The organism is Streptomyces sp. NPDC093111 (genome assembly GCF_040683955.1).
Classification (GTDB): domain Bacteria; phylum Actinomycetota; class Actinomycetes; order Streptomycetales; family Streptomycetaceae; genus Streptomyces.
The window spans coordinates 126,312-146,938 of the sequence record NZ_JBFBNW010000016.1 but is presented as its reverse complement, the minus strand read 5'-3'; the positions used below and the strand labels follow the sequence as shown (position 1 = coordinate 146,938).

At 74.6% G+C, this 20,627-nt stretch carries 16 protein-coding genes; 3 read left to right on the top strand and 13 right to left on the bottom strand.

Going from position 1 to position 20,627, the window contains the following annotated elements; translation table 11 throughout:
* Positions 1-4: 4 nt before the first annotated feature.
* Together AB0Q96_RS27680 and AB0Q96_RS27675 are read right to left on the bottom strand one after the other, a co-directional pair.
* Positions 5-1,642, bottom strand: a complete 1,638-nt coding sequence (locus AB0Q96_RS27680; RefSeq protein ID WP_365330057.1) for a TerD family protein — start codon at positions 1,640-1,642, stop codon at positions 5-7.
* A 115-nt stretch (positions 1,643-1,757) separates the two neighbouring features.
* Positions 1,758-2,333, bottom strand: coding sequence for a M48 family metallopeptidase (locus AB0Q96_RS27675; protein ID WP_365330055.1), 576 nt, complete (start codon positions 2,331-2,333; stop codon positions 1,758-1,760).
* Between the two features lie 188 nt (positions 2,334-2,521).
* On the opposite strand from AB0Q96_RS27675, the gene AB0Q96_RS27670 reads away from it, so the two are divergent.
* Both AB0Q96_RS27670 and AB0Q96_RS27665 read left to right on the top strand, forming a co-directional pair.
* Positions 2,522-3,646, top strand: coding sequence for a ThiF family adenylyltransferase (locus tag AB0Q96_RS27670; protein ID WP_365330053.1), 1,125 nt, complete (start codon positions 2,522-2,524; stop codon positions 3,644-3,646).
* Positions 3,647-3,684: 38 nt separating this feature from the next.
* Positions 3,685-5,034 carry an AarF/ABC1/UbiB kinase family protein gene (locus tag AB0Q96_RS27665; protein ID WP_365330051.1) on the top strand — a complete coding sequence of 450 codons (1,350 nt, stop codon included), beginning with the start codon at positions 3,685-3,687 and terminating at the stop codon, positions 5,032-5,034.
* 36 nt (positions 5,035-5,070) lie between these two features.
* Here AB0Q96_RS27665 and AB0Q96_RS27660 read toward each other — a convergent pair whose 3' ends face one another.
* From AB0Q96_RS27660 to AB0Q96_RS27640, 5 genes are all read right to left on the bottom strand, one after another.
* The gene (locus AB0Q96_RS27660; RefSeq protein ID WP_365330049.1) at positions 5,071-5,253 is read right to left on the bottom strand and encodes a hypothetical protein; all 183 of its coding nucleotides are present in this window, start codon (positions 5,251-5,253) and stop codon (positions 5,071-5,073) included.
* Positions 5,254-5,360: 107 nt separating this feature from the next.
* Positions 5,361-5,684: a hypothetical protein gene (locus AB0Q96_RS27655; RefSeq protein ID WP_365330047.1), complete on the bottom strand. Its 324-nt coding sequence runs from the start codon at positions 5,682-5,684 to the stop codon at positions 5,361-5,363.
* Complete coding sequence (locus AB0Q96_RS27650; protein ID WP_046910982.1) at positions 5,681-6,049, bottom strand: WhiB family transcriptional regulator; 369 nt, start codon at positions 6,047-6,049, stop codon at positions 5,681-5,683. Before AB0Q96_RS27650 ends, AB0Q96_RS27655 begins: the two co-directional genes overlap by 4 nt.
* 173 nt (positions 6,050-6,222) lie before the next feature.
* Positions 6,223-6,606, bottom strand: a complete 384-nt coding sequence (locus AB0Q96_RS27645; RefSeq protein WP_365330045.1) for a hypothetical protein — start codon at positions 6,604-6,606, stop codon at positions 6,223-6,225.
* 188 nt (positions 6,607-6,794) lie between these two features.
* Positions 6,795-8,978 carry an ATP-dependent DNA helicase UvrD2 gene (locus AB0Q96_RS27640; RefSeq protein ID WP_365330043.1) on the bottom strand — a complete coding sequence of 728 codons (2,184 nt, stop codon included), beginning with the start codon at positions 8,976-8,978 and terminating at the stop codon, positions 6,795-6,797.
* Positions 8,979-9,140: 162 nt separating this feature from the next.
* On the opposite strand from AB0Q96_RS27640, the gene AB0Q96_RS27635 reads away from it, so the two are divergent.
* Positions 9,141-9,383, top strand: coding sequence for a mycoredoxin (locus AB0Q96_RS27635; RefSeq protein ID WP_365330041.1), 243 nt, complete (start codon positions 9,141-9,143; stop codon positions 9,381-9,383).
* 117 nt (positions 9,384-9,500) lie between these two features.
* Here AB0Q96_RS27635 and nudC read toward each other — a convergent pair whose 3' ends face one another.
* The 6 genes from nudC to AB0Q96_RS27605 form a co-directional block, all read right to left on the bottom strand.
* Positions 9,501-10,448 carry an NAD(+) diphosphatase gene (nudC, locus tag AB0Q96_RS27630; RefSeq protein WP_365330039.1) on the bottom strand — a complete coding sequence of 316 codons (948 nt, stop codon included), beginning with the start codon at positions 10,446-10,448 and terminating at the stop codon, positions 9,501-9,503.
* A 91-nt stretch (positions 10,449-10,539) separates the two neighbouring features.
* Complete coding sequence (locus AB0Q96_RS27625) at positions 10,540-11,958, bottom strand: dipeptidase (protein WP_365330037.1); 1,419 nt, start codon at positions 11,956-11,958, stop codon at positions 10,540-10,542.
* Between the two features lie 10 nt (positions 11,959-11,968).
* Positions 11,969-15,400, bottom strand: coding sequence for an ATP-dependent DNA helicase (locus AB0Q96_RS27620; protein ID WP_365330035.1), 3,432 nt, complete (start codon positions 15,398-15,400; stop codon positions 11,969-11,971).
* 52 nt (positions 15,401-15,452) lie between these two features.
* Positions 15,453-16,265, bottom strand: a complete 813-nt coding sequence (locus tag AB0Q96_RS27615) for a hypothetical protein (protein WP_365330034.1) — start codon at positions 16,263-16,265, stop codon at positions 15,453-15,455.
* A gap of 191 nt (positions 16,266-16,456) precedes the next feature.
* A complete protein-coding gene (locus AB0Q96_RS27610; RefSeq protein WP_365330032.1) occupies positions 16,457-19,996 on the bottom strand; it encodes an ATP-dependent DNA helicase in 3,540 nt (1,179 codons plus the stop codon).
* A gap of 158 nt (positions 19,997-20,154) precedes the next feature.
* Entirely contained in the window at positions 20,155-20,505 is a 351-nt protein-coding gene (locus AB0Q96_RS27605; RefSeq protein WP_365330030.1) for an MGMT family protein, read from the bottom strand.
* Between the last annotated feature and the right edge of the window lie 122 nt (positions 20,506-20,627).

The following is a 20,627-nucleotide window of genomic DNA, read 5'->3' as shown; positions in this document are numbered from 1 at the left end:
TCCCTCAGACCTCGTAGGGCTGGACGACGATGAAGTTGCCGGGAGCGCCCCGGAACTGGAGGTTGACGGTCTCCCCGCTGTGGCCGGGGTACGCGTTGCGGCGCAGCCGGACCTGGCTGGAGAGGATCACCTGGGAGGCGGACGACCAGGCGACGACGGCGTTGCAGTCGGCGAAGGTGGTCGGCGTGACGGGCAGCACGACGGGCACGCCCTGGGTCTTCACGATGACGGTGCCGGTGCCCTGGAACTGCATGGTGAACAGGGCTCCGCCGGGGATGCCGTGGCCCTCGATGCGCCGCACCTCGTGGTGGAGCGACTCGTCGAAGGCGAGCACGTTCTCGGCGGAGACGCAGATGCCGTCGCCCTGGAGCTCGATCGGGTGCAGATGGGCGCCGTTCTCGGCGAGGAAGACCTGGCCGCGGCCGGTGCAGCGCATCAGCTGCATCTCCTGGCCGGTGGCGTTGCCGACGATCCGGCCGGCGAATCCGGCTCCCTTGTAGGCGAAGTCGACCTTGCCCTGGTACATGACCATGGAGCCCTGGCGGGCCAGGACGGGGGCGCCGCCCATGGCGAGGTCGACCCGCATGAGCTGCTGGTTCTGCGGCGTCCAGCGGGCGCCGGTCGGGGCCTCCTTGTACGGCGCGAGCGCGGCGGCGAGTCCGGCGCCGGTGGCGGGGGCGCCCTGGGGGACGCCCTGCGGCATGCCGTGCTGCGGGGCGAACTGGCCGGGGGCCTGGCCGTACTGCGGCTGGCCGTACGGGGCGGGGGCCGGCTGGCCGTAGGCGCCGGGCGGCGGGGTCTGGCCGGGGACCTGACCGTACTGCGGGGGCTGCGGCGGCTGCCCGTACGGCGCCGGGGCCGGGGCGGGCGGGGCGGGCGCGGGAGCCGGGGCCGCCAGCGGGGCGGCCATCGTCGGCGCGGCGTGCATCGGCGCGGGCGCCGGGGCGGGCGCGGGAGCCGGGGGCGCGGCGGGCGGGCCTCCGAAGGAGGGGGCCGGGGCGGGCGCGGGGGCCGGGGGCGCGGCGGGGGCGCCGAAGGCCGGCGGCGCGGCGGCCTGCGCGGGCGGGGCGAAGCCGGGGGCGGCGGCCGGGGCCTGCTGCGGGGCCGGCTCCTCCTCGGCGACCTCGCCGCCGAAGTTCTTGAGCAGGGCCTCCAGTCCGCCGTCGAAGCCCTGGCCGACGGCGGCGAAGCGCCAGACGTCTTTCAGGTAGAAGTCGCCGAGCATGACCGCGCGCTCGGTGGAGAACTCGGCGCCGGTGAAGGCGTAGCGGGCGACTTCCTCGCCGCCCGCGACGATCCGGATCCAGCCGGGGCCGACCTGCGACATCTGCCCGTCGCCGTCGATGGTCGCGGTGAACGACAGCTTCTGGATGTGCGCGGGCACCCGGTCGAGGGTGACGCGGAAGGACTCGGTGTCGCCGGCCTGCGCGCCGAGCAGCTGGATGGACTCCTCGGGGGACTTCGGCTGGTTGAAGAAGACGAAGTACCGGTCGTCGGAGAGCCGCTCGTCCGTGTCGAGGCCGAAGCAGCTGATGTCGAAGCTCAGGCCGGGCGCCGCGATCTGCACGCCCACGTACAGATCGGTGCCCGCCGTGAGATCACTGATCTTGGCCTTGTGGCCGCGTTGGAATTCCCTGGCCATATGTGACGACCGTCCCCCATCCCTATGCACGATTGCGTCGCGCCAGGCTAACGGCTGTCCCTGACATTCGGACAAGCCGGGACGCATTCGGTACAGAACCGGAGCCTGGCCGGAATCACTCCTCGCGCGCGGCCGGCAGGTGCGGCAGCCGCCCGGCGGCGACCACGCCCTCGAGGTAGCCGCGGGCCCGCTCGGTGCGCGGATAGGCCTCCAGGAGCCGCCAGAAGTCCGGTCCGTGACCGGGCACGAGGAGGTGGGCCAGCTCGTGGCAGAGGACGTAGTCGACGACGTACTCGGGCATGCCCTGGAGCCGGTGGGAGAGGCGGATGCTGCCCTCGGAGGGGGTGCAGGAGCCCCAGCGGGTGTTCTGGTTGGTCACCCAGCGCACGGAGCTGGGGCGGGCCCGGCCGCCGAAGTACTGCTCGGCCAGGCGTTCGGCGCGCTCGATGAGTTCCCGGTCGCCGAGGACGCCGCGGCTCTCCTGGGCCGCCAGCTTGTCCAGCATGACGGTGACCCAGCGCTGCTCCTCCGCCTCCGACATCCGGGCGGGGATGAGCACGACGGTCCGGTCGCCCTCGCGGTAGGCGGAGACGGTTCTGCTCCGGCGTGAGCTTCTCCGGACCTCGACCGCCCCCCTCCCCGAACCGCGGGGCGGATTGCTCGTCAGGCTGCTCTGTGGGTCGGCCGGCACGGCCCCGACGTTACCCGTTGGCGGCGCGGGAAGTCCCGCGCCATTCAAATGATTAATGCCACGGCCCTGTGGACAACTTTCCGCATCAGGCGCACCGCCCGGGCAATCTGACGACGGAGCCGACATCACCGATGAACGGCGCGTCACGACGAAGAAAGATCGTTTACGGATTCACGGGGGGCGGGGTCATGCATCCGATGGTCAAACCGGCGCTGCGGCGCGCCTGGCGCAATCTGCGGTACGTGCAGTTCGGGGTGACGCCCGCGCACGCGGTCGTCCTCGGCCCGGTCGACACGACCACCGGCAGCCTGATCGGTCTGTTCGACGGGACCCGCGGGACGGAGCTGCTGCGGGCGGAGGCCCGGGCCCTGGGGCTGCCCGACGGGCACCTGGAAGCGCTGCTCGGGCGGCTCGCGGCGGCCGGGCTCATCGCGGACGCCTCGGCGCGCCGGGCGGACCCGGCGTTCGACCCGGTGCGCGCGGACCTGGCCTCGCTCTCCGTCGTCCACCGCGCTCCGGACGGGGCGGCGCGGGTGCTGGCCGCCCGGCGGGCCCAGCGGGTCCAGGTCAGGGGCGCCGGGCGGGTCGGCGCGGCCGTGGCGGCGCTCCTCTCGGCGGCGGGGGTGGGCCGGGTGGAAGTCCTGGACGCGGGCACGGTCGCGCCGTGGGAGGTGTCCCCGGGCGGGCTGCCGGCCGAGGCGGTCGGCGAGCGCCGCGCGGTGGCGGCCCGGCGTCTGGTGGGCCGCTCGGCACCCGGCGGGCGCCCGCCGCGCGAGCTTCGTACCGGACCGGGTGACGGCGGTGCCGAACCCGGGCTCTCACTCGTGGTGGTGACGCCCCGGGACGGCCTCGGGGCGTACGTGCCCGACCCGCTGCCGGCCGAGAGCTGGCTCTCCACCGGCACGCCCCATCTGTACGCGGGGGTCCTGGAGGCGACGGGCGTGGTGGGCCCGCTGGTGCTGCCCGGGGCCACCGCGTGCGCCGGGTGCGCGCAGCGGGAGCGGTGCGAGCGGGAGCCCGTCTGGCCCCGGCTGCCCGCCCAGTGGCGTTCCGGCAGGCCGCATCCGCTGCCGGCCTGCGACGTGGCGCTGGCCTCGGCGGTCGCGGGTCTGGCGGCGGCGCACGCCCTGGCCTTCCTGGACGGCGACCCGCCGTCCAGCGCGGGGGCCCGCTGGGAGGTGTCGCTGCCGCTGCTGGAGTGGCGCGTGGAGCCGGTGCGGGCCCATCCGGCGTGTCCGTGCGGGGCCGGGCGCGCGCGGAGGGGGGAGCATGCCTCAGCGGCGGGGAGGGCGCAGGACACAATGGCCGGGTAGGGCCTGCCCGGCACGGCAGTCTGGGACTTGGAGGGCGCATGTCTGATCTTCCCCGGAAGGCGGTCACCCGGACCGCCAAGTTGGCCGCGTTGCCGCTGGGCTTCGCGGGCCGGGCCACCTGGGGGCTCGGCAAGCGGATCGGCGGGAAGTCGGCGGAGATCGTCGCGCGGGAGCTCCAGCAGCGCACCGCCGAGCAGTTGTTCAAGGTGCTCGGCGAGCTCAAGGGCGGGGCGATGAAGTTCGGGCAGGCCATGTCCGTCTTCGAGTCGGCGCTCCCCGAGGAGGTCGCGGGGCCCTACCGGGCGGCGCTCACCAAGTTGCAGGAGGCGGCGCCGCCGATGCCGACACGCACGGTGCACGCGGTGCTCGCGGAGCGGCTCGGCGAGGAGTGGCGGGAGCTGTTCCTGGAGTTCGAGGAGAAGCCCGCGGCGGCGGCCTCGATCGGTCAGGTGCACCGGGCGGTGTGGCACGACGGCCGCGAGGTCGCGGTGAAGGTGCAGTATCCGGGGGCGGGGGACGCCCTGCTGTCGGACCTGACGCAGCTGAGCCGCTTCGCCCGGCTGCTCGGGCCGCTGATCCCCGGCATGGACATCAAGCCGCTGATCACGGAGTTGCGCGACCGCGTCGCGGAGGAGCTGGACTACGCCCTGGAGGCCGAGGCGCAGCGGAAGCACGCCGAGGAGTTCGCGGACGACCCGGACGTGGTGGTCCCCGCGGTGGTGCACCAGTCGGAGCAGGTCCTGGTGACGGAGTGGATCGACGGCGTCCCGCTCTCGGAGGTGATCGCGGACGGCACGCCGGAGCAACGGGACCGGGCGGGCCAGCTGCTGGCCCGCTTCCTCTTCTCCGGGCCCGCGCGCACCGGTCTGCTGCACGCCGATCCGCACCCGGGCAACTTCCGGCTGCTGCCGGGACCCGTCGGGGACGAGGACGGCGGGCCGGGCGGGTGGCGGCTGGGGGTGCTGGACTTCGGCACCGTGGACCGGCTGCCCGGTGGTCTTCCGGAGACGATCGGCACCTGTCTGCGCACGACCCTGGCCGGGGACGCGGAGACGGTCTACGAGCTGCTGCGCGCGGAGGGCTTCGTGAAGGAGTCCATCGCGCTCGACCCGGACGAGGTCCTGGAGTACCTGCTGCCGATCATCGAGCCGGCCGAGGCGGACTCCTTCGTCTTCACCCGCGGCTGGATGCGCACCCAGGCGGCCCGGATCGCCGACCCCCGGTCCCCCGCCCACCAGTTGGGCAAGCAGCTCAATCTGCCGCCCTCGTACCTGCTGATACACCGGGTGACGCTGAGCACGATCGGGGTGCTGTGCCAGCTGAACGCGACGGTCCGGCTGCGGGACGAGCTGGCCGCGTGGCTGCCCGGCTTCGCCGAGGCCGGGTAGCGGGGCGGGCGGCGCCGCCGGGTGGGGGGCCGGTCCTCACCACCAGGAGGAGTCGAGGCGGCCCTCGATGGCCCTGATGTTGGCGCGGGCGCACTCCTCGCAGAAGTACTGGCGGGCGCCGTTCTCCACCGAGCAGGTCCAGGTGAGGGGCAGCTCCCGGGCGGTCCTGCCACAGCGGGCGCACACGTAGGCGGCCTCGGGGGCCGGGGCTTCGTTCACCTTTGTGACGATAACCCGACGAGCGTCCGGCGGCAGGACAACGCACCGCGGGGGCCGGTCCGTTCGGACCGGCCCCCGCGTGTTGTTCGGTACGGCTGCTGCCTGGATCAGTGCATGACGGCCATGGCGAGCGCGCGGCGGGCGCGCATCGAGACGCGCTCGGCGCGGCGCTGCATGCGCCGGGCGGCGACCAGGCGCAGGGCCTGGCGTTCCGCGTCGGCTTCCCGCAGGCGGTCGTGCATATGGGCACGGGCCAGGGCTTCTGGGATGAGTTGCATTTCGCGGGTCCTGTTCTGGCGCGAGCGGCGGGCGCCGATGATCGAAACGTCTGGGGTCGCGGAGCCGGAGGGCTCGTGGGCGGGCGAGGTCATCGGGGCCTGCTTCTGGGGATCGTGCGTGAGGGGACGGTCGATGGTTCCGGTGACGTTCATGCCGCGACCGGGTTCTTGCGCGGACGGCCACGGGGCCGCTTGCGGGCGACGACCACGCCCTGGACGAAGAGCTCGCCGCCCCAGACACCCCAGGGCTCCCGGCGCTCCTTGGCACCCGCGAGGCAGGCCGCCATCAGCGGGCAGGTCCGGCAGAGCGACTTGGCGTACTCGACGTCGGCCGGGGACTCGGCGAAGAAGACCTCCGGGTCGAACGAGCGGCAGGGGACGGGTACGCCGAGGTTCTCGATGGCGTCGTCGAGCGCGGTCAGCGCGGTGAGGGGGGTCAAGGCGGAGTCCTCCGTGAGGCCGGGCGGCGGGATCGTTTCGGAAGGCGGTACGGACGGGGCGTGCGCTTCGAGTTGCACGGGTGTTTTTCCTCGTCTGGTCGTTCCGGCCGGTGGGCCGGGGTTTCTGCTGGTACCGGATGCTGCTGGTCCCGAGGCCCCTTCGCTCCGTCGTCCCCGTTCGGGGACAAACAGAAGGGCCGCGGATCCCTGGTGGGGTTCCGCGGCCCTGAAGGCGCCGGTCTGATCGTCGATCAGACTGGATCACTCCAGGGTTCGAGCCCACGGAAGGCCCACATCGTGTGGTGCTGCGTCGTCTGCTGCTTCTGCTCAATGCCGGCACCGGTCGCCGCAAAGCCATAGGCCGTGGCCTGGGCCTTGCCCACTACTCCTGCTTCCAGTGCCTTGGTCGGTCGCTCATTGCGCTCCGGGCGATCGGCCAGCAGACCGGGCATGCCGAGAACGGGCATACCGGAGCCGGACAGACCGCTGCCAAGGAGAGCGGAGGACGCGAAGGAGGCCGGGGCCACCGAGGACACGGGCGCGCCGGCGGAGAAGCCGAGCGTGCAGGCGGAGACGACCGAGAGATCGGTCATTTTGGCGGTGCTGGTCTTGATGTTCTGGATGATGCTGATCACTGGAATCGCCTCCTCTCGGCGTCTCGGAGGGCTCGGGGTGAGCCGGACCCTCATGCTTTTAGGACAAGTACAGCCATTTGGACAAGTACAGCACGAAGACAGGGCTTCGAAGAAGCCGCCGTTTCCGTGGTTAAGAACCTATGGGGCTTGACGGGGCGGGCGCAAACTATTTTTCCGACGAGTTTTCCTCAGTTCTCGTCGTGGCTTCCTCCACTGTCCTCACCTGCGCAGATGGCGAGAACATCGGCTCCGAAGCGGTCCAGCTTGCGGGCGCCGACCCCGGAGATCACGGCGAGCTCCGCCGGGGAGTCCGGCACCCGTTCGGCGATCGCCATGAGCGTCTTGTCGGTGAACACGCAATAGGCCGGCTGGCCAAGCTGCCCCGCCTGCCCCGCGCGCCACTCGCGCAGCCGCTCGTACAGACCCTCGTCCATGTCCGACGGGCAGTCCTCACAGCGCATCAGCTTCATCTCGCCGGCCTCGGTGAGCGTGGCGCCGCAGACCCGGCAGCGGGCCGGTCCGCGCCGCCTGCGCCGCTCGGGGGCGCCGCCGATACCGCGCTCGATCCCGCCGCCGGCGCCCGCGCCGGCCGTGCCGAGGGCGCCGGAGCCGGGCCGCAGGCCCTTGAGGAAGCGGGTGGGGCGCCGGGAGGCGCGGCCCCCCGGGGAGCGCGCGAGCGACCAGGAGAGCGTCAGATGGACCCGGGCCCGGGTGACGCCCACGTAGAGCAGCCGGCGCTCCTCCTCGACCTGCTCGTCGGTCTTGGCGTAGGTGATCGGCATCATGCCCTCGGCGAGGCCGACCAGGAAGACGGCGTCCCACTCCAGGCCCTTGGCGGCGTGCAGCGAGGCCAGGGTGACGCCCTGGACGGTGGGCGCGTGCTGGGCGGCGGCCCGCTCGTCGAGCTCGGCGACCAGGTCGGAGAGGGTGGCGCCGGGCTTGGCCCGGGCGAAGTCCTCGGCCAGCCGGACCAGGGCGGCCAGCGACTCCCAGCGGTCCCGGACCGCGCCGGAGCCGGTCGGCGGCCGTTCGGTCCAGCCGGTGCTGGAGAGCACCGCGCGGACCTGGGCCGGGAGGTCCTCGACGTCGTCGAGGAGCGCGTCGTTCCCCCCGGCGCGGGCGGCGCCGCGCAGGGCCACGCCGGCCTTGCGCACCTCCTCGCGGTCGAAGAAGCGCTCGGCGCCGCGCAGCTGGTAGGGCACGCCGGCGTCGGCGAGGGCCTGCTCGTAGACCTCGGACTGGGCGTTGATCCGGTAGAGCACGGCGATCTCGCCGGCCGGGACGCCGGCGGCGATCAGGTCCCGGACGCGGCGGGCGGTGCCCTCCGCCTCGGCCGGCTCGTCCGGGTACTCGGTGTAGCCGGGCTCGGGGCCGGGGTCGCGCTGGGAGATCAGCTCCAGGCGGTGCTCGGCGGCCCGGCCGCTGGCCTGGCTGAGCAGCCCGTTGGCCAGGTGGACGACCTGGGGGGTGGAGCGGTAGTCCCGGACCAGCTTGACCACGGTCGCGCCGGGGTGGCGGGTGCGGAAGTTCAGCAGGTGGTCGGGGGTGGCGCCGGTGAAGGAGTAGATGGTCTGGCTGGCGTCGCCGACCACGCACAGGGTGTCGCGCTCGCCGAGCCAGAGGTCGAGCAGCCGCTGCTGGAGCGGCGAGACGTCCTGGTACTCGTCCACCACGAAGTGCTGGTACTGGCGGCGGATCTGGTCGGCGATGTCGTGCCGGTCCTGGAGGATGGCGACCGTGAGCAGCAGCACGTCCTCGAAGTCGATGACGTCGCGGTCCCGCTTGAGCTGCTCGTACATCGCGTAGACCTGGCCGATCTCGGCCGGGTCGCGGGGGGCGTCGCGCACCGACTTGGCGACGGCGGCCGGGTAGTCGGCGGGGACCGTCTGGGTGACCTTGGCCCACTCGATCTCGCTCGTGACGTCCCGCAGCTCGTTGCGGTCGAGCCGGATCCGGCAGCGGGCGGCGGCGTCGGCGACCAGCTGGATCTTCCGCTCCAGGAGCCGGGGCAGCTCGCCACCGACCGCTTTCGGCCAGAAGTACTGGAGCTGGCGCAGGGCCGCCGAGTGGAAGGTGCGGGCCTGGACGCCGCCGGCGCCGAGCTGCCGCAGCCGGCCGCGCATCTCGCCCGCGGCACGGTTGGTGAAGGTGACGGCGAGCACGCTCGCGGGCGGCAGGATGCCCGCCCGCACCCCGTAGGCGATGCGGTGGGTGATGGCCCGGGTCTTGCCGGTGCCCGCTCCGGCGAGGACGCACACCGGTCCGTGCAGGGCCAGGGCGACCTCGCGCTGCTCGGGGTCGAGCCCGTCGAGCACCGCGTCGGCCGTCTCGGGGACCTGCGGGAAGAGAGTGGAGTGCGTTGCTGGTGTCACTCCGCCATGCTGCCAGGTTCCCGGGGGTGGGTGCGGAGGCTTGTCCACAGGGGTGTGGCGCCGGTCATACGAACGGGGAACCGGGCCGGGTGCGGGAATGACCGGGCGACCGCGTACGTTCTCCCCTCGGCACCCGACCGCGAGACAGAGGAGCGCCAGGCCATGCAGGGCACTGTGACGATGTACAGCACGACGTGGTGCGGCTACTGCCGCCGGCTGAAGAGCCAGATGGACCGCGAGGGCATCGCCTACACCGAGGTCAACATCGAGCTGGACCCCGAGTCGGCCGCGTTCGTGGAGAAGGCCAACGGGGGCAACCAGACCGTTCCGACCGTGCTCTTCCCGGACGGTTCGACGCTGACGAACCCGTCGCTCGCGCAGGTCAAGCAGAAGGTCGGCGTCTGAGCCGGCCCTCGCGCCCTTGGCTGAGAACGGCCCCCTCCCGGCAGTGCCGGGAGGGGGCCGTCCGCGTTCCGCGAGCGCCCGGGGCGGGCGCGGGGCCGCTCGGCGGGCCCGGTCGCCTCAGACCACGTCGCCCGGCTTCGGCAGCGGCTTCCCGTACCAGAGCTCGATCAGCCGCGAGGCGATCGAGATCCCGTACGGCGGCAGGACCTCGCCCGACTCGAAGGCGGCGGTCAGGTCCTCGCGGGAGAACCAGCGGGCCTCCTGGATCTCCTCGCCGTCCACGGCGATCTCCGAGGAGGTCGCGCGGGCGAAGAAGCCCAGCATCAGGCTGGACGGGAAGGGCCAGGGCTGGCTGGCGACGTACTCGACCTCGCCGACCGTGACGCCCGCCTCCTCGAAGACCTCGCGCACCACCGACTGCTCTATCGACTCGCCCGGCTCGACGAAGCCCGCGAGGGTGGAGAAGCGTCCCTCGGGCCAGTGCACCTGGCGGCCGAGCAGCGCGCGGTCCCGGTCGTCGGTGACCAGCATGATCACCGCCGGGTCGGTGCGCGGGTAGTGCTCGGCGCCGCAGGCCTGGCAGCGGCGGATGTGACCGGCCGCGGCCACCACGGTCCGCTCGCCGCAGCGGGAGCAGAAGCGGTGCAGCCGCTGCCAGTTCTCCAGCGCCACCGCGTGCACCATCAGGCCCGCCTCGCGCGGCGACAGCAGCAGCCCCGCCTCGCGCAGCCCGGCCGGCCGCGCGGACTGGTCCATCCGGCCGGGCAGGGTGTCCTTCTGCAGCGCGAAGTAGGAGATGCCCTCGGGGTCGGTGCCCAGGAAGTAGCGGTGGGTCTCGGTGACCGGGGCCTCGAAGGCCGGGGTCATCACCAGCTCGGTCCGGCCGTCGGGTGTGTCGTCGATCAGCACCTGACCTCCCGAGACCACGAACACCCGGGTCGTCGGGTGGCTCCAGGCGGCCGCGAGCCACGCCTCGTCCAGGCGGTGGTGGGCGGCTCGGTCGATGCCGCTCGGGGCGGTCAGTCCGATCGGACGGTCCGCGGCCTCGTAACGGAAGGTGTTCACAGGTGCTTCCAACTCCCCCGGTTCGGTGGTTTCAGGCGTTCGGCGTCAGGACGGTCGGCCGGCGGGCCCGCGGGCGGGCCGCCGGGCCGGCTCAGAGGGCGGCGGGCAGTTCGCCCCACAGGTGAGCGGTGGCCTCGACGCCCTTCATGAGCAGGTCCAGCTCGACCTTCTCGTTCGGGGCGTGCCAGCCGTCGGACGGCACCGAGATGCCCAGGAACAGCACCGGCGCGCCCAGCACGTCCTGGAGGTCGGCGGCCGGTCCCGAGCCGCCCTCGCGGGTGTAGCGGACCTTGGCGCCGTCGAAGGCGAGGCTCATCGCCCCGGCCACGGCCTTCAGGGCCGGGTGGTCCAGCGGCGTGAGGCAGGGCCGGGTCGGGGCGCCGAAGACGATCTCGTACCGGACGCCCGCCGGGACGAGTCCGGCCAGCCAGCCGCGGACGGCGTTCTCGATGTGCGCCGGGTCCTGTCCGGCGACCAGCCGGAAGGAGAGCTTCAGGTGGGCGGCGGCGGGGACGATCGTCTTGCCGCCGGGGCCCTGGTAGCCGCCGCCGATGCCGTTGACCTCGGCGGTGGGGCGGGCCCAGACGCGCTCCAGGGTGGAGTAGCCGGCCTCGCCGAGGGTGCCGTGCGACTTGGCGGTGGTCAGCCAGCCGGCCTCGTCGAAGGGCAGCTCGGCGATGAGCGCCCGCTCGGCGTCGGAGAGCTCGGTGACCCCGTCGTAGAAGCCGGGGATCGCGACCCGCTCGTCCGCGTCGTGCAGGGCGGCGACGATCCGGCCGGCGACGGTGGCCGGGTTGGGCACGGCACCGCCGAAGGAACCGGAGTGGATGTCCTGGTCGGGGCCGTACAGGTCGATCTCGCAGTCGGCGACCCCGCGCATGCCGGTGCACACGGTCGGGGTGGTCTCGGACCACATGCCGGTGTCGGAGACGATCACGACGTCGGTGGCGAGCCGGTCGGCGTGCTTCTCCACGAGGGCGCGGAAGTGCGGCGAACCGGACTCCTCCTCGCCCTCCACGAGCAGCTTGAGGTTGACGGCGGGCGCGGTGCGGCCGGTGGCGGCGAGGTGCGCGCGGACGCCGAGGGTGTGGAAGAACACCTGGCCCTTGTCGTCGGAGGCGCCCCGCGCGTACATCCGGCCGTCGACGACGGTGGGCTCGAAGGGGTCGGTGTGCCAGCCGTCCTCGCGGGCGGCGGGCTGCACGTCGTGGTGTCCGTAGACCAGCACGGTCGGGGCGTCGGGCTCCCCGGACGCCCACTCGGCGAACACCGCCGGGGCGCCGTCCGTCTCCCAGACCTCCACGGTGGGGAAGCCGGTCCCGGTCAGCCGGTCCGCGAGCCAGTCGGCGCTGCGGCGCACGTCGTCCGCGCGGTCGGGCTGCGCCGACACGGAGGGGATGCGCAGCCACTCGGCGAGCTCGTCGAGGAAGGCGGCGCGGTGCTGCTCGACGTACGCGCGTACGGTCTCGGTCCGTGCGGTGCGGACGGCGTTGTCCGGGGTCTGGCTCATGGCTCCGAGCCTATCCGGCGCCGGCGGTGTCCCCGTCCGGGGAGTCCCCGCCGAGCAGCAGCCGCTCCAGCTCGGCCCGGCCGGGCAGCCGCGCGGGGCGCGCGACCTCGCCCGTCCGTACGTAGACGAAGGCGGCGGCGACCTCCTCCGGGTCCAGTCCGTGCTGTTCGGCCCAGGCGAGCCGGTAGATCGCGAGCTGGAGCGGATCGGCGGTGCGCAGCCGGCTGGTCTTCCAGTCGACGATCTCGTACGCGCCGGAGTCCGGGTCCCGGTAGACGGCGTCGATGCGGCCCCGGACCACCCGCCCGGCGAGCGAGAGGTGGACGGGGATCTCCACCCGGTACGGGGTGCGGTGGGCGTACGGGGTGCGGCCGAAGGCTTCCTTGAGCTCGTCCAGGTCCCGCTCGTCCAGGATCTCGGGCTCGCCCGCGAACTCCTCGCCGCCGGGCAGCTCGTCCGGGCCGAGCAGGGGCAGCGGCAGCTCCTCGAACCGCGACTCCACCCAGGCGTGGAACCGGGTGCCGCGGCGGGCGGCGGGCTGCGGCGGCTTCGGCATGGGCCGGGCCAGCTCCTTCGCGAAGCCGTCGGGGTCCTCGGCGAGCCGGAGGACCTGGGAGGCGGAGAGGTACGCGGGGAGGACGACGTCCCTGGTGGTGGCGCGGGAACGGTGCAGCTCCGCGGTGAGGGCGGTGAGGTCCCGGTCCCAGGAGGCGATGGTTCGTTCGTCTTCCGGGGTGAGGGCGGCCCGGGGGGCGGGGACGTCCGCGTGGCGGGCCTCGTCGTGCCGGTCGGGCTCCTCGTCCTGCCGGTCGGGCTCCTCGTCGTGCCAGTCGAGCTCCTCGGGGAGCCAGAGGTCCTCGGGGTGCGGGTCCTGGGGGGTGGGCGCCGCCGTCGCGGGGCCGTGCCCGCCCTCCCCCGGACTTCGTCCGGGGGTGCCCCCGTCGCCCTGCGGAACGACGGCCCACAGGCGGGTCAGCACCTGCTGCGCCGCCGCTCTCCTGCGCTCCAGGCTCTCCTTGTCCAGCGGCAGCGGCCAGGCCCGGTCGGCGAGGTCGGCGGTGAGCAGCGGGTTCTCGGCGTCCTCCGCCGGGGCGTCCGCCCAGGCGTCGATCTCGCCGTGGCCGGCCTCGCAGTGGGCGGAGAGGGCCTGGAGGAAGTCGGAGGGGCCGCGGGGCTTCTTCTGGGCCGGGCCCCACCAGTGGGCGGAGGCGAGGAGGAGGGAGCGGGGGCGGGTGAAGGTCACGTAGCCGAGGCGGAGCTCCTCGGTGTGCTGGTGCTCGCGCAGGGCGTTCTTGAAGGCGGTGAGGGCCTTGGAGTCCCAGCCCTCGACCGCGGGCAGGGTGGCCGCGTCGCCGCGCAGGGCGTGCGGCAGGACCTGGGGCTGCGAGGTCCAGGACTCGCGGGCGCGGGCCGACGGGAACTGCCCGGCGACCAGGCCGGGCACCGCGACGACGTCCCACTCCAGGCCCTTGGACTTGTGCGCGGTCATCACCTTGACGGTGTTCTCGCCGCCGGGCAGGGCGTGGTCCAGGCCCTTCTCGTACTGCGCGGCGGTGCGCAGGAAGCCGAGGAAGGCGAGGAGGGTGGCCTCGCCGTCGAGGGAGGCGAAGCCGGCGGCCGTGTCGAGGAAGCCGGCCAGGGTCTCGCGTCGGCGGGCGGCCAGGGCGTGCGGGGAGGCGGAGAGCTCCACCTCCAGGCCGGTGGCGTTGAGCACCCGGTGCAGCACGTCCATGAGGGGGTCGGCGAGCGAGGTGCGCAGGGCGCGCAGCTCGGTGGCGAGGCGGGCGAAGCGGACCCGGGCCTCGGCCGAGAAGGGCAGTCCGTCGTCCTCGCCGCCGGAGTCCAGGAAGGTGTCGAGGGCGTCGGCGAGGGAGACCACCTCGGCCGGGTCGACGCCCTCGACGGCGGCGGCGAGCCGCTGGTCGGGGTCGCCGGGCCCGCTCCCGGGCCGGTGCACGAGGAGCCGGGCGCGACGGCCGAGGAGGGCCAGGTCGCGGGGGCCGATCCGCCAGCGGGGGCCGGTGAGGAGCCGCACCAGGGAGGCGTTGGCCCCCGGGTCCTGGAGGACCTCGCAGACCGCGACCAGGTCGGCGACCTCGGGCAGGTGGAGCAGCCCGGAGAGGCCGACGACCTCGACGGGGACGTCGCGGGCGACGAGGGCGGCCTGGATCGCGGGGAAGTCGCCGGCCGTGCGGCACAGGACGGCGATCTCGCCCGGCTCGGTGCCGGTGCGGACGAGGTGGGCGAGGGAGTCGGCGAGCCAGTCGATCTCCTCCGCGTGGGTGGGGAGGAGGGCGATGCGGACGCCGCCGTCGTGCTCGGCGCCGGGGGCGGGCCGCAGGGCCTCGACGCCCGCGTGCATGGCGCGCAGGGGGGCGGCGAGCCCGTTGGCGAGGTCGAGCAGGCGCCCGCCGCTGCGCCGGTTCTCGGAGAGGGCGTGGCGGGCGGCCGGGCGGCCGTCGCGGTGCGGGAAGTGCTCGGGGAAGTCGTCGAGGTTGGCGACGGAGGCGCCGCGCCAGCCGTAGATGGCCTGGCAGGGGTCGCCGACGGCGGTCACGGCGTGCCCGGTGCCCTGGCCGAAGAGGCCGGACAGGAGCAGCCGCTGGGCGACGGAGGTGTCCTGGTACTCGTCGAGGAGGACGACCCGGAACTCGTCCCGGAGGATCGTGCCGACCTCGGGCCGGGTGGTGGCGAGCTCGGCGGAGAGGGCGATCTGGTCGCCGAAGTCGAGGAGGTCGCGGGAGCGCTTGGCGGCGCGGTAGCGCACGACGAGGTCGAGGAGCTCGCGGCGGGCGGCGGCGGCCTCGGGGACCTTGCGCAGGTCGGCGTTGGTGAGCTTCGCGCGGGAGAGGGCGTCGAGGAGTCCGGTGTCGTAGGCCCTGAGGTCCTGGGGGCGGACGAGGTGCTCGGCGAGCTCGGCGTCGAGCGCGAGGAGGTCGCCGACCAGGGTCGGGAAGGACTTGGTGAGCGCGGGGTACGGGCCGGGGGCCTCGCGCAGCACGCGGGCGGCGAGCTGGTAGCGGGTGGCGTCGGCGAGCAGCCGGGAGGTGGGCTCCAGGCCGATGCGCAGGCCGTGGTCGGTGAGGAGCTGCCCGGCGAAGGCGTGGTACGTGGAGATGCGGGGCTCGCCCGGGGGGTCGTCGGGGTCGATGACGTCGGGGTCGGTGACCCCGGCCCGGACGAGGGCGGTGCGCACGCGCTCGGCGAGCTCGCCGGCGGCCTTGTTGGTGAAGGTGAGCCCGAGGACCTGCTCGGGGGCGACCTGGCCGGTGCCGACCAGCCAGACCACCCGGGCGGCCATCACGGTGGTCTTGCCGGAGCCGGCTCCGGCCACGATGACCTGCGGGGCGGGCGGCGCGATGATGCAGGCCGTCTGCTCCGGGGTGAACGGGATGCCGAGGAGCTCCTTGAGCTGCTCGGGGTCGGTGATGCGTGCGGTCACTCCAAAGAGGCTAACGGGCACCGCCGACATCCCGGGCCGGGCGAGACGTCCGTCACGCCGGGGTGCCCTGGTCCAGCTTGGAGAGGTCGACGGTCTGGTCGGCGGGCGGGATCACGACCTTGACGGGCTTGTCGTACTCCGAGAGCACGATCGCGCCGGGCTCCGCACCGCCGGTCTTGACCATCTTGAGGATGTACGGCTTGCCGTGCTCGGAGACGGACACGGTGGTGGTCTCGCCGCCCGGCTTGTGCTTCACGAGGGTGGCCACGGGGGTGCCGGACACCACGCCGTCGGGCCCTCGGGTCAGTCCGGTGCGCTCGGCCTTGTTCTCGCCGAGGTCGGCGAGGAGGCCCTTCAGGTCGCAGACGCCGCTGAGGTCGCTGCTGCCGGCCTGACCGGGGGTGATCTTCAGCCAGCGGCCCTTGAGCAGTTCGATGGTGGCGGCGATCTGCGGTTCGGGCATGCCCTGGGAGGTCATGGACGCCCGCCAGAAGCGCTCGTCGCCCTTCATGTACGTGACGCCGGTGGACTGGCGCAGTTCGGCGGCGCCGCCCCCGATCCGTACGACGCCGGTGCACTGCTTCTGGTCGTTGACCGAGAAGTCGACGTCCAGCGGCTCGCCGCCGGAGACGACCCGGCCGGTCATCCGCAGCGAGGTCGCGGACTGGGTGGCGGCCACGGCCCGGTCGCCGATCTGGTCGGCGGTCAGGCCGTGGAAGGGGTCGGGCGAGGGGGCGAGCACCCGGGCGGCGGGTGGGGCCGCGGAGGGTGGCGTCTGCGCCAGGGCGGCCGGTCCCGCGCCGACGATCGCGGCGGCGCAGACGGCGGTGGCGGCGGCGCGGAACCTGGTGGTGTGGGACGCCATGCGAGCCTCCTCGCGGACTCCCCCGGGCGGCGCCCGGGGGTTCCCCGACGTTCCCCCCGCTGTTCGGCCTTCGTGTACGACCCCGGTATACGACCCCGGTATCCAAGCCTGCCGGAGCGGTCCCGTACGCGCGACTTCGCGGACGGTGTCGCGGGCGGCTTCGCGGACGGCGGGGGCCGGGCTGCGGGGGCCTAGTCCACCACGTGCCGGCCCTCCGGGCGGGCGCTGCACGAGGCGCGGAAGGAGCAGGTGGCGCAGTGCTGGCCGGTGCTGGGCGTGAAGCGCTCGTCGAGGACGCGGCCCGCCGCCGAGGCCAGCAGGTCGCCGACCCACTCGCCCGCGAGGGGCTCCTGGGCCTGGATCTTCGGGAGGGCGTCGCCGCCCTCCTTCTTGGGGGCGGCCTGCCGCAGCTGGACGAGTTCGGCGCCGCCCGCCTCGGGCGTCCGGCCGCCGAAGACCTCGTCGACGGCGCCCTCGCGGACGGCGAGCTGGTAGACGGCGAGCTGCGGGTGGTGGGCGACCTCGTCCTTGGTGGGGGCGGACTTGCCGGTCTTGAAGTCGACGACGTAGGCGCGGCCCTGCTCGTCGGCCTCGACGCGGTCCATGGAGCCCCGGATGCGCACCTGGTAGGCGCCCGCGGCGAGCGTGACGTCGAAGTCGTGCTCGGTGGCGGCGGGGGTGCGGCCGGCGCGGTCCATGACGTGCCAGCGCAGGAAGCGTTCGAGGGCGACCCGCGCGTTCTCCTTCTCCTGCGAGGACTTCCAGGGCGCGTCGAAGGCGAGGCCGTCCCACACCGAGTCCAGGCGGGCCATGAGGACGTCGAGGTCGGCGGCGGTACGGCCGGAGGCGACCTCGTCGGCCAGGACGTGCACGACGTTGCCGAAGCCCTGCGCGGCGGTGGCGGGGGCGTCGGCCTTGACCTCGCGGCCCAGGAACCACTGGAGGGCGCAGGTGTTGGCGAGCTGGTCGAGGGCGGAGCCGGAGAGCGCCACCGGGTGCTCTCGGTCGCGCAGCGGCACCTCGCCGCGGGTCGGCTCGGCCAGGCCCCACCAGCGGTCCGGGTGGGCGGCCGGGACGAGCGGGGTGCCCTCCTCGTCGGTGAGGGCGGCGAGCCGGGCGAGGCGTTCGGCGGCGGCGGCGCGCAGCTCCGGGGAGGCGTCGGGGTCGACGGTGGTGGCGCGCAGCTCGGCGACGAGGGCGGCGACGGCGAGGGGCCGGCGGGGGCGTCCGGCGACGTCCTTGGGCTCCTGGCCGAGCTCGGTGAGGAAGCGGGAGGGCTGGTCGCCGTCCTCGGCGGGGGCCTTGACGGCGGTGACGACGAGCCGGTCGCGGGCGCGGGTGGCGGCGACGTAGAACAGCCGCCGTTCCTCGGCGAGGAGGGCGCCCGGCGTCAGCGGCTCGGCGAGGCCGTCGCGGCCGATCCGGTCGGCCTCCAGGAGGGAGCCGCGCCGCCGCAGGTCGGGCCAGAGGCCCTCCTGCACGCCCGCGACGACGACCAGGCTCCACTCCAGGCCCTTGGAGCGGTGCGCGGTCATGAGGCGGACGGCGTCGGGGCGGGTGTGGCGGCGGGTGAGGGTGTCGGCGGCGATGTCCTGGGCGTCGAGCTCCTCCAGGAAGTTGAGCGCGCCGCGCCCGCCGACCCGGTCCTCGGCACGGGCGGCGGTCTCGAACAGGGCGCAGACGGCGTCGAGGTCCCGGTCGGCGTTGCGGCCGGCCGGGCCACCGCGCAGGGAGGCCCGTTCGAGGCGGCCGGGCCAGGGCGTGCCGTCCCAGAGCAGCCACAGCGCCTCCTCGGCGGTGCCGCCCGCCGCGAGCCGCGCCCGGGCGGCACGCAGCAGCTCGCCGAGCCGCCGGGCACCCCGGGCGTACGAGCGGTCGTGCGCGACCAGCCGCTCGGGCTCGGCGAGCGCCCGCGCGAGCAGCACGTCCGAGGGCGCGGGCACCGCGTTCCCCCCGGCCCGCTCCTCGTCCCGCAACGCCCGCCCGAGCCGCCGCAGGTCGGCCGGGTCCATCCCGGCCAGCGGCGAGGCGAGCAGCGCGACGGCCGTCTCGACATCGAGCCAGCCGGGAACGGGGGTTTCCCCACGAGACCCGCCGCCGGGGCGGGGGTCGGCGTCGGCGTCCGGGGTGGCGGCGTCGGCCGCGTCGGCGTCCGGGCCGGCGTCATCGGCCGGGCCGGCGTCATCGGCCGCGTCTCCGTCCGGGCCGTCGTGGGCGTGGCCTTCAAGGCCCGCGTCCGCCTCGCCGAGGGCGTCGCCAACCGGGCCCCCGTCCGCGCCGCCGCGCACAGCGCCGTCCAGGTCAGCGTCCCCGTCGGCGTCGTCGTGGGCGCCCGGGCCGTCGCCCCCCTGGGCCTCCCCGTGGGCCTCGCCCACCCCCCCGGCCGCCGCCCGCAGGGCGAGCAGCAGGGGGGCCACCGCGGGTTCGTGGCGCAGGGGGGTGTCGGCCGCGTCGGTCTCGACGGGGACGCCGGCGGAGGTGAGGGCGCGGCGGAGGGACGGGAGGTGGGCGGCGGCTCGGGTGAGGACGCCCATCTCGTGCCAGGGGACGCCGTCCTCCAGGTGCGCGCGGCGCAGGAGGTCGGCGATGTTCTCGGTCTCGGTGGAGGCGGTGGGGTACGTGTAGACCTCCGCCCGGCCCCCGTCCCGTACCGGGGTGAGCTCGCGGTGGGCGCGCGCCTTGTCGGCGGGGAGCCGGGGCAGCGGCATGCGCTGGGCGAGCAGGCGGGTGGCGGCGAGCAGGCCGGCGCCGGAGCGGCGGGAGGTGCCGAGGACGCGGACCGTACCGCCGAAGGCCGCGGGGAAGTCGAGGATGCCGTTGACGTCGGCGCCGCGGAAGGCGTAGATCGACTGGTCGGGGTCGCCGAAGGCGAGGACCGAGCGTCCGCCCGGCCCGGTCGCCTGCCCGGCGAGCGCGCGCAGCAGCCGGACCTGGGCCGGGTCGGTGTCCTGGTACTCGTCGACGAGGATCGCGTCGTACGAGGGGAGCGTGGCCGGGTCGGCGGAGTCGGCGAGCAGGACGGCGCGGTGGACGAGCTCCGTGTAGTCGAGGACGCCCTGGAGGTCGAGGACGTCCAGGTATTCGGCGAGGAAGCCTGCGGCCGCCCGCCAGTCGGGGCGGCCGACCCGGCGGGCGAAGTCCGCCAGGGCGTCCGGCCCGAGGCCCAGCTCGCGGGAGCGGGCGAGGACGGCGCGGACCTCGTCGGCGAAGCCGCGGGTGGTGAGGCAGGCGCGCAGCTCGTCGGGCCAGCCGACCCGGCCGAGGCCCGCCTTCTCCAGGTCGATCTGTCCGGCGAGCAGCTCACGGACGGCCAGGTCCTGCTCGGGTCCGGAGAGCAGCCGCAGCGGCTCGGCGAAGAGCTCGGCGTCCTGGTGGGCGCGGATCAGGGCGTAGCAGTACGAGTGGAAGGTGGTCGCCTGCGGGGGGCGCCGTCCGCCGAGCCGGGCCGCCATCCGGTCGCGGAGTTCGACGGCCGCCTTGCGGCTGAAGGTGAGGACGAGGATCCGCTCGGGGTCGGTGCCCCGCTCCAGCCGGGCCGCGACCGCCTCCACCAGCGTGGTGGTCTTCCCGGTGCCGGGCCCGGCGAGGACCAGCAGCGGTCCGCCGGTGTGGTCAACCACCGCGCGCTGCGCTGCGTCCAGCACAGGGGGCCGCGCCGGCGCCGGCGCGGTCCGCACCAGCCGGTACGCGCCGGGGCCCCGCACAGCCGCGAGGGTGGAGGAGGAAGTCACGTGGGTCGCCGGTCCTGCTGGTGGAGGGTGGGCGGGCAGCTCGGGGTGCGAGGTGTGCCCGGGGTGCGCCGGCCTCTCGGGGTGCTCGGGTGAGAAGCGCGAACTTCGACGGTACGCGATCCCCGTGGCGACCCGGGGCCGTCCCGCCCGGCACCGGCTCAGCCCCGCGGAGCGGTCCCGTCCCAGCGGGCCCTGCGCATGTCGAGGCGCGGGGTGCCGCCGCCCTGGGGCTGCCGCAGCGGGGTGCCCTCGGCGCGGTAGTGACCAAGAGCACGTGTCTCGTGGCCGGGGAGCAGGGTGCCGTCCGCGCGCACCACGCGCCACCAGGGCACCGAACCGCCGTACAGCGCCATGATCCGGCCGACCTGGCGCGGGCCGCCCTCCCCCACGTACTCGGCGACGTCCCCGTAGGTCATCACCCGGCCGGGCGGGATCTCCTCGGCGGCCTGAAGGACCCGTTCCGCATAATCGGGCAGCTCGGGCAGCTCCTGGTTCTCCATTCGGGTCATCCTGCCTCACCGCACCGACAACCCCCTGATGCCTCCGCACGGCCCCGCTTCGTGCCACCATCGTGCGGGCGGTGACTGGTGATACGAGAACAAGAACAGGCGACGGAAGCGACAGCGGCGAC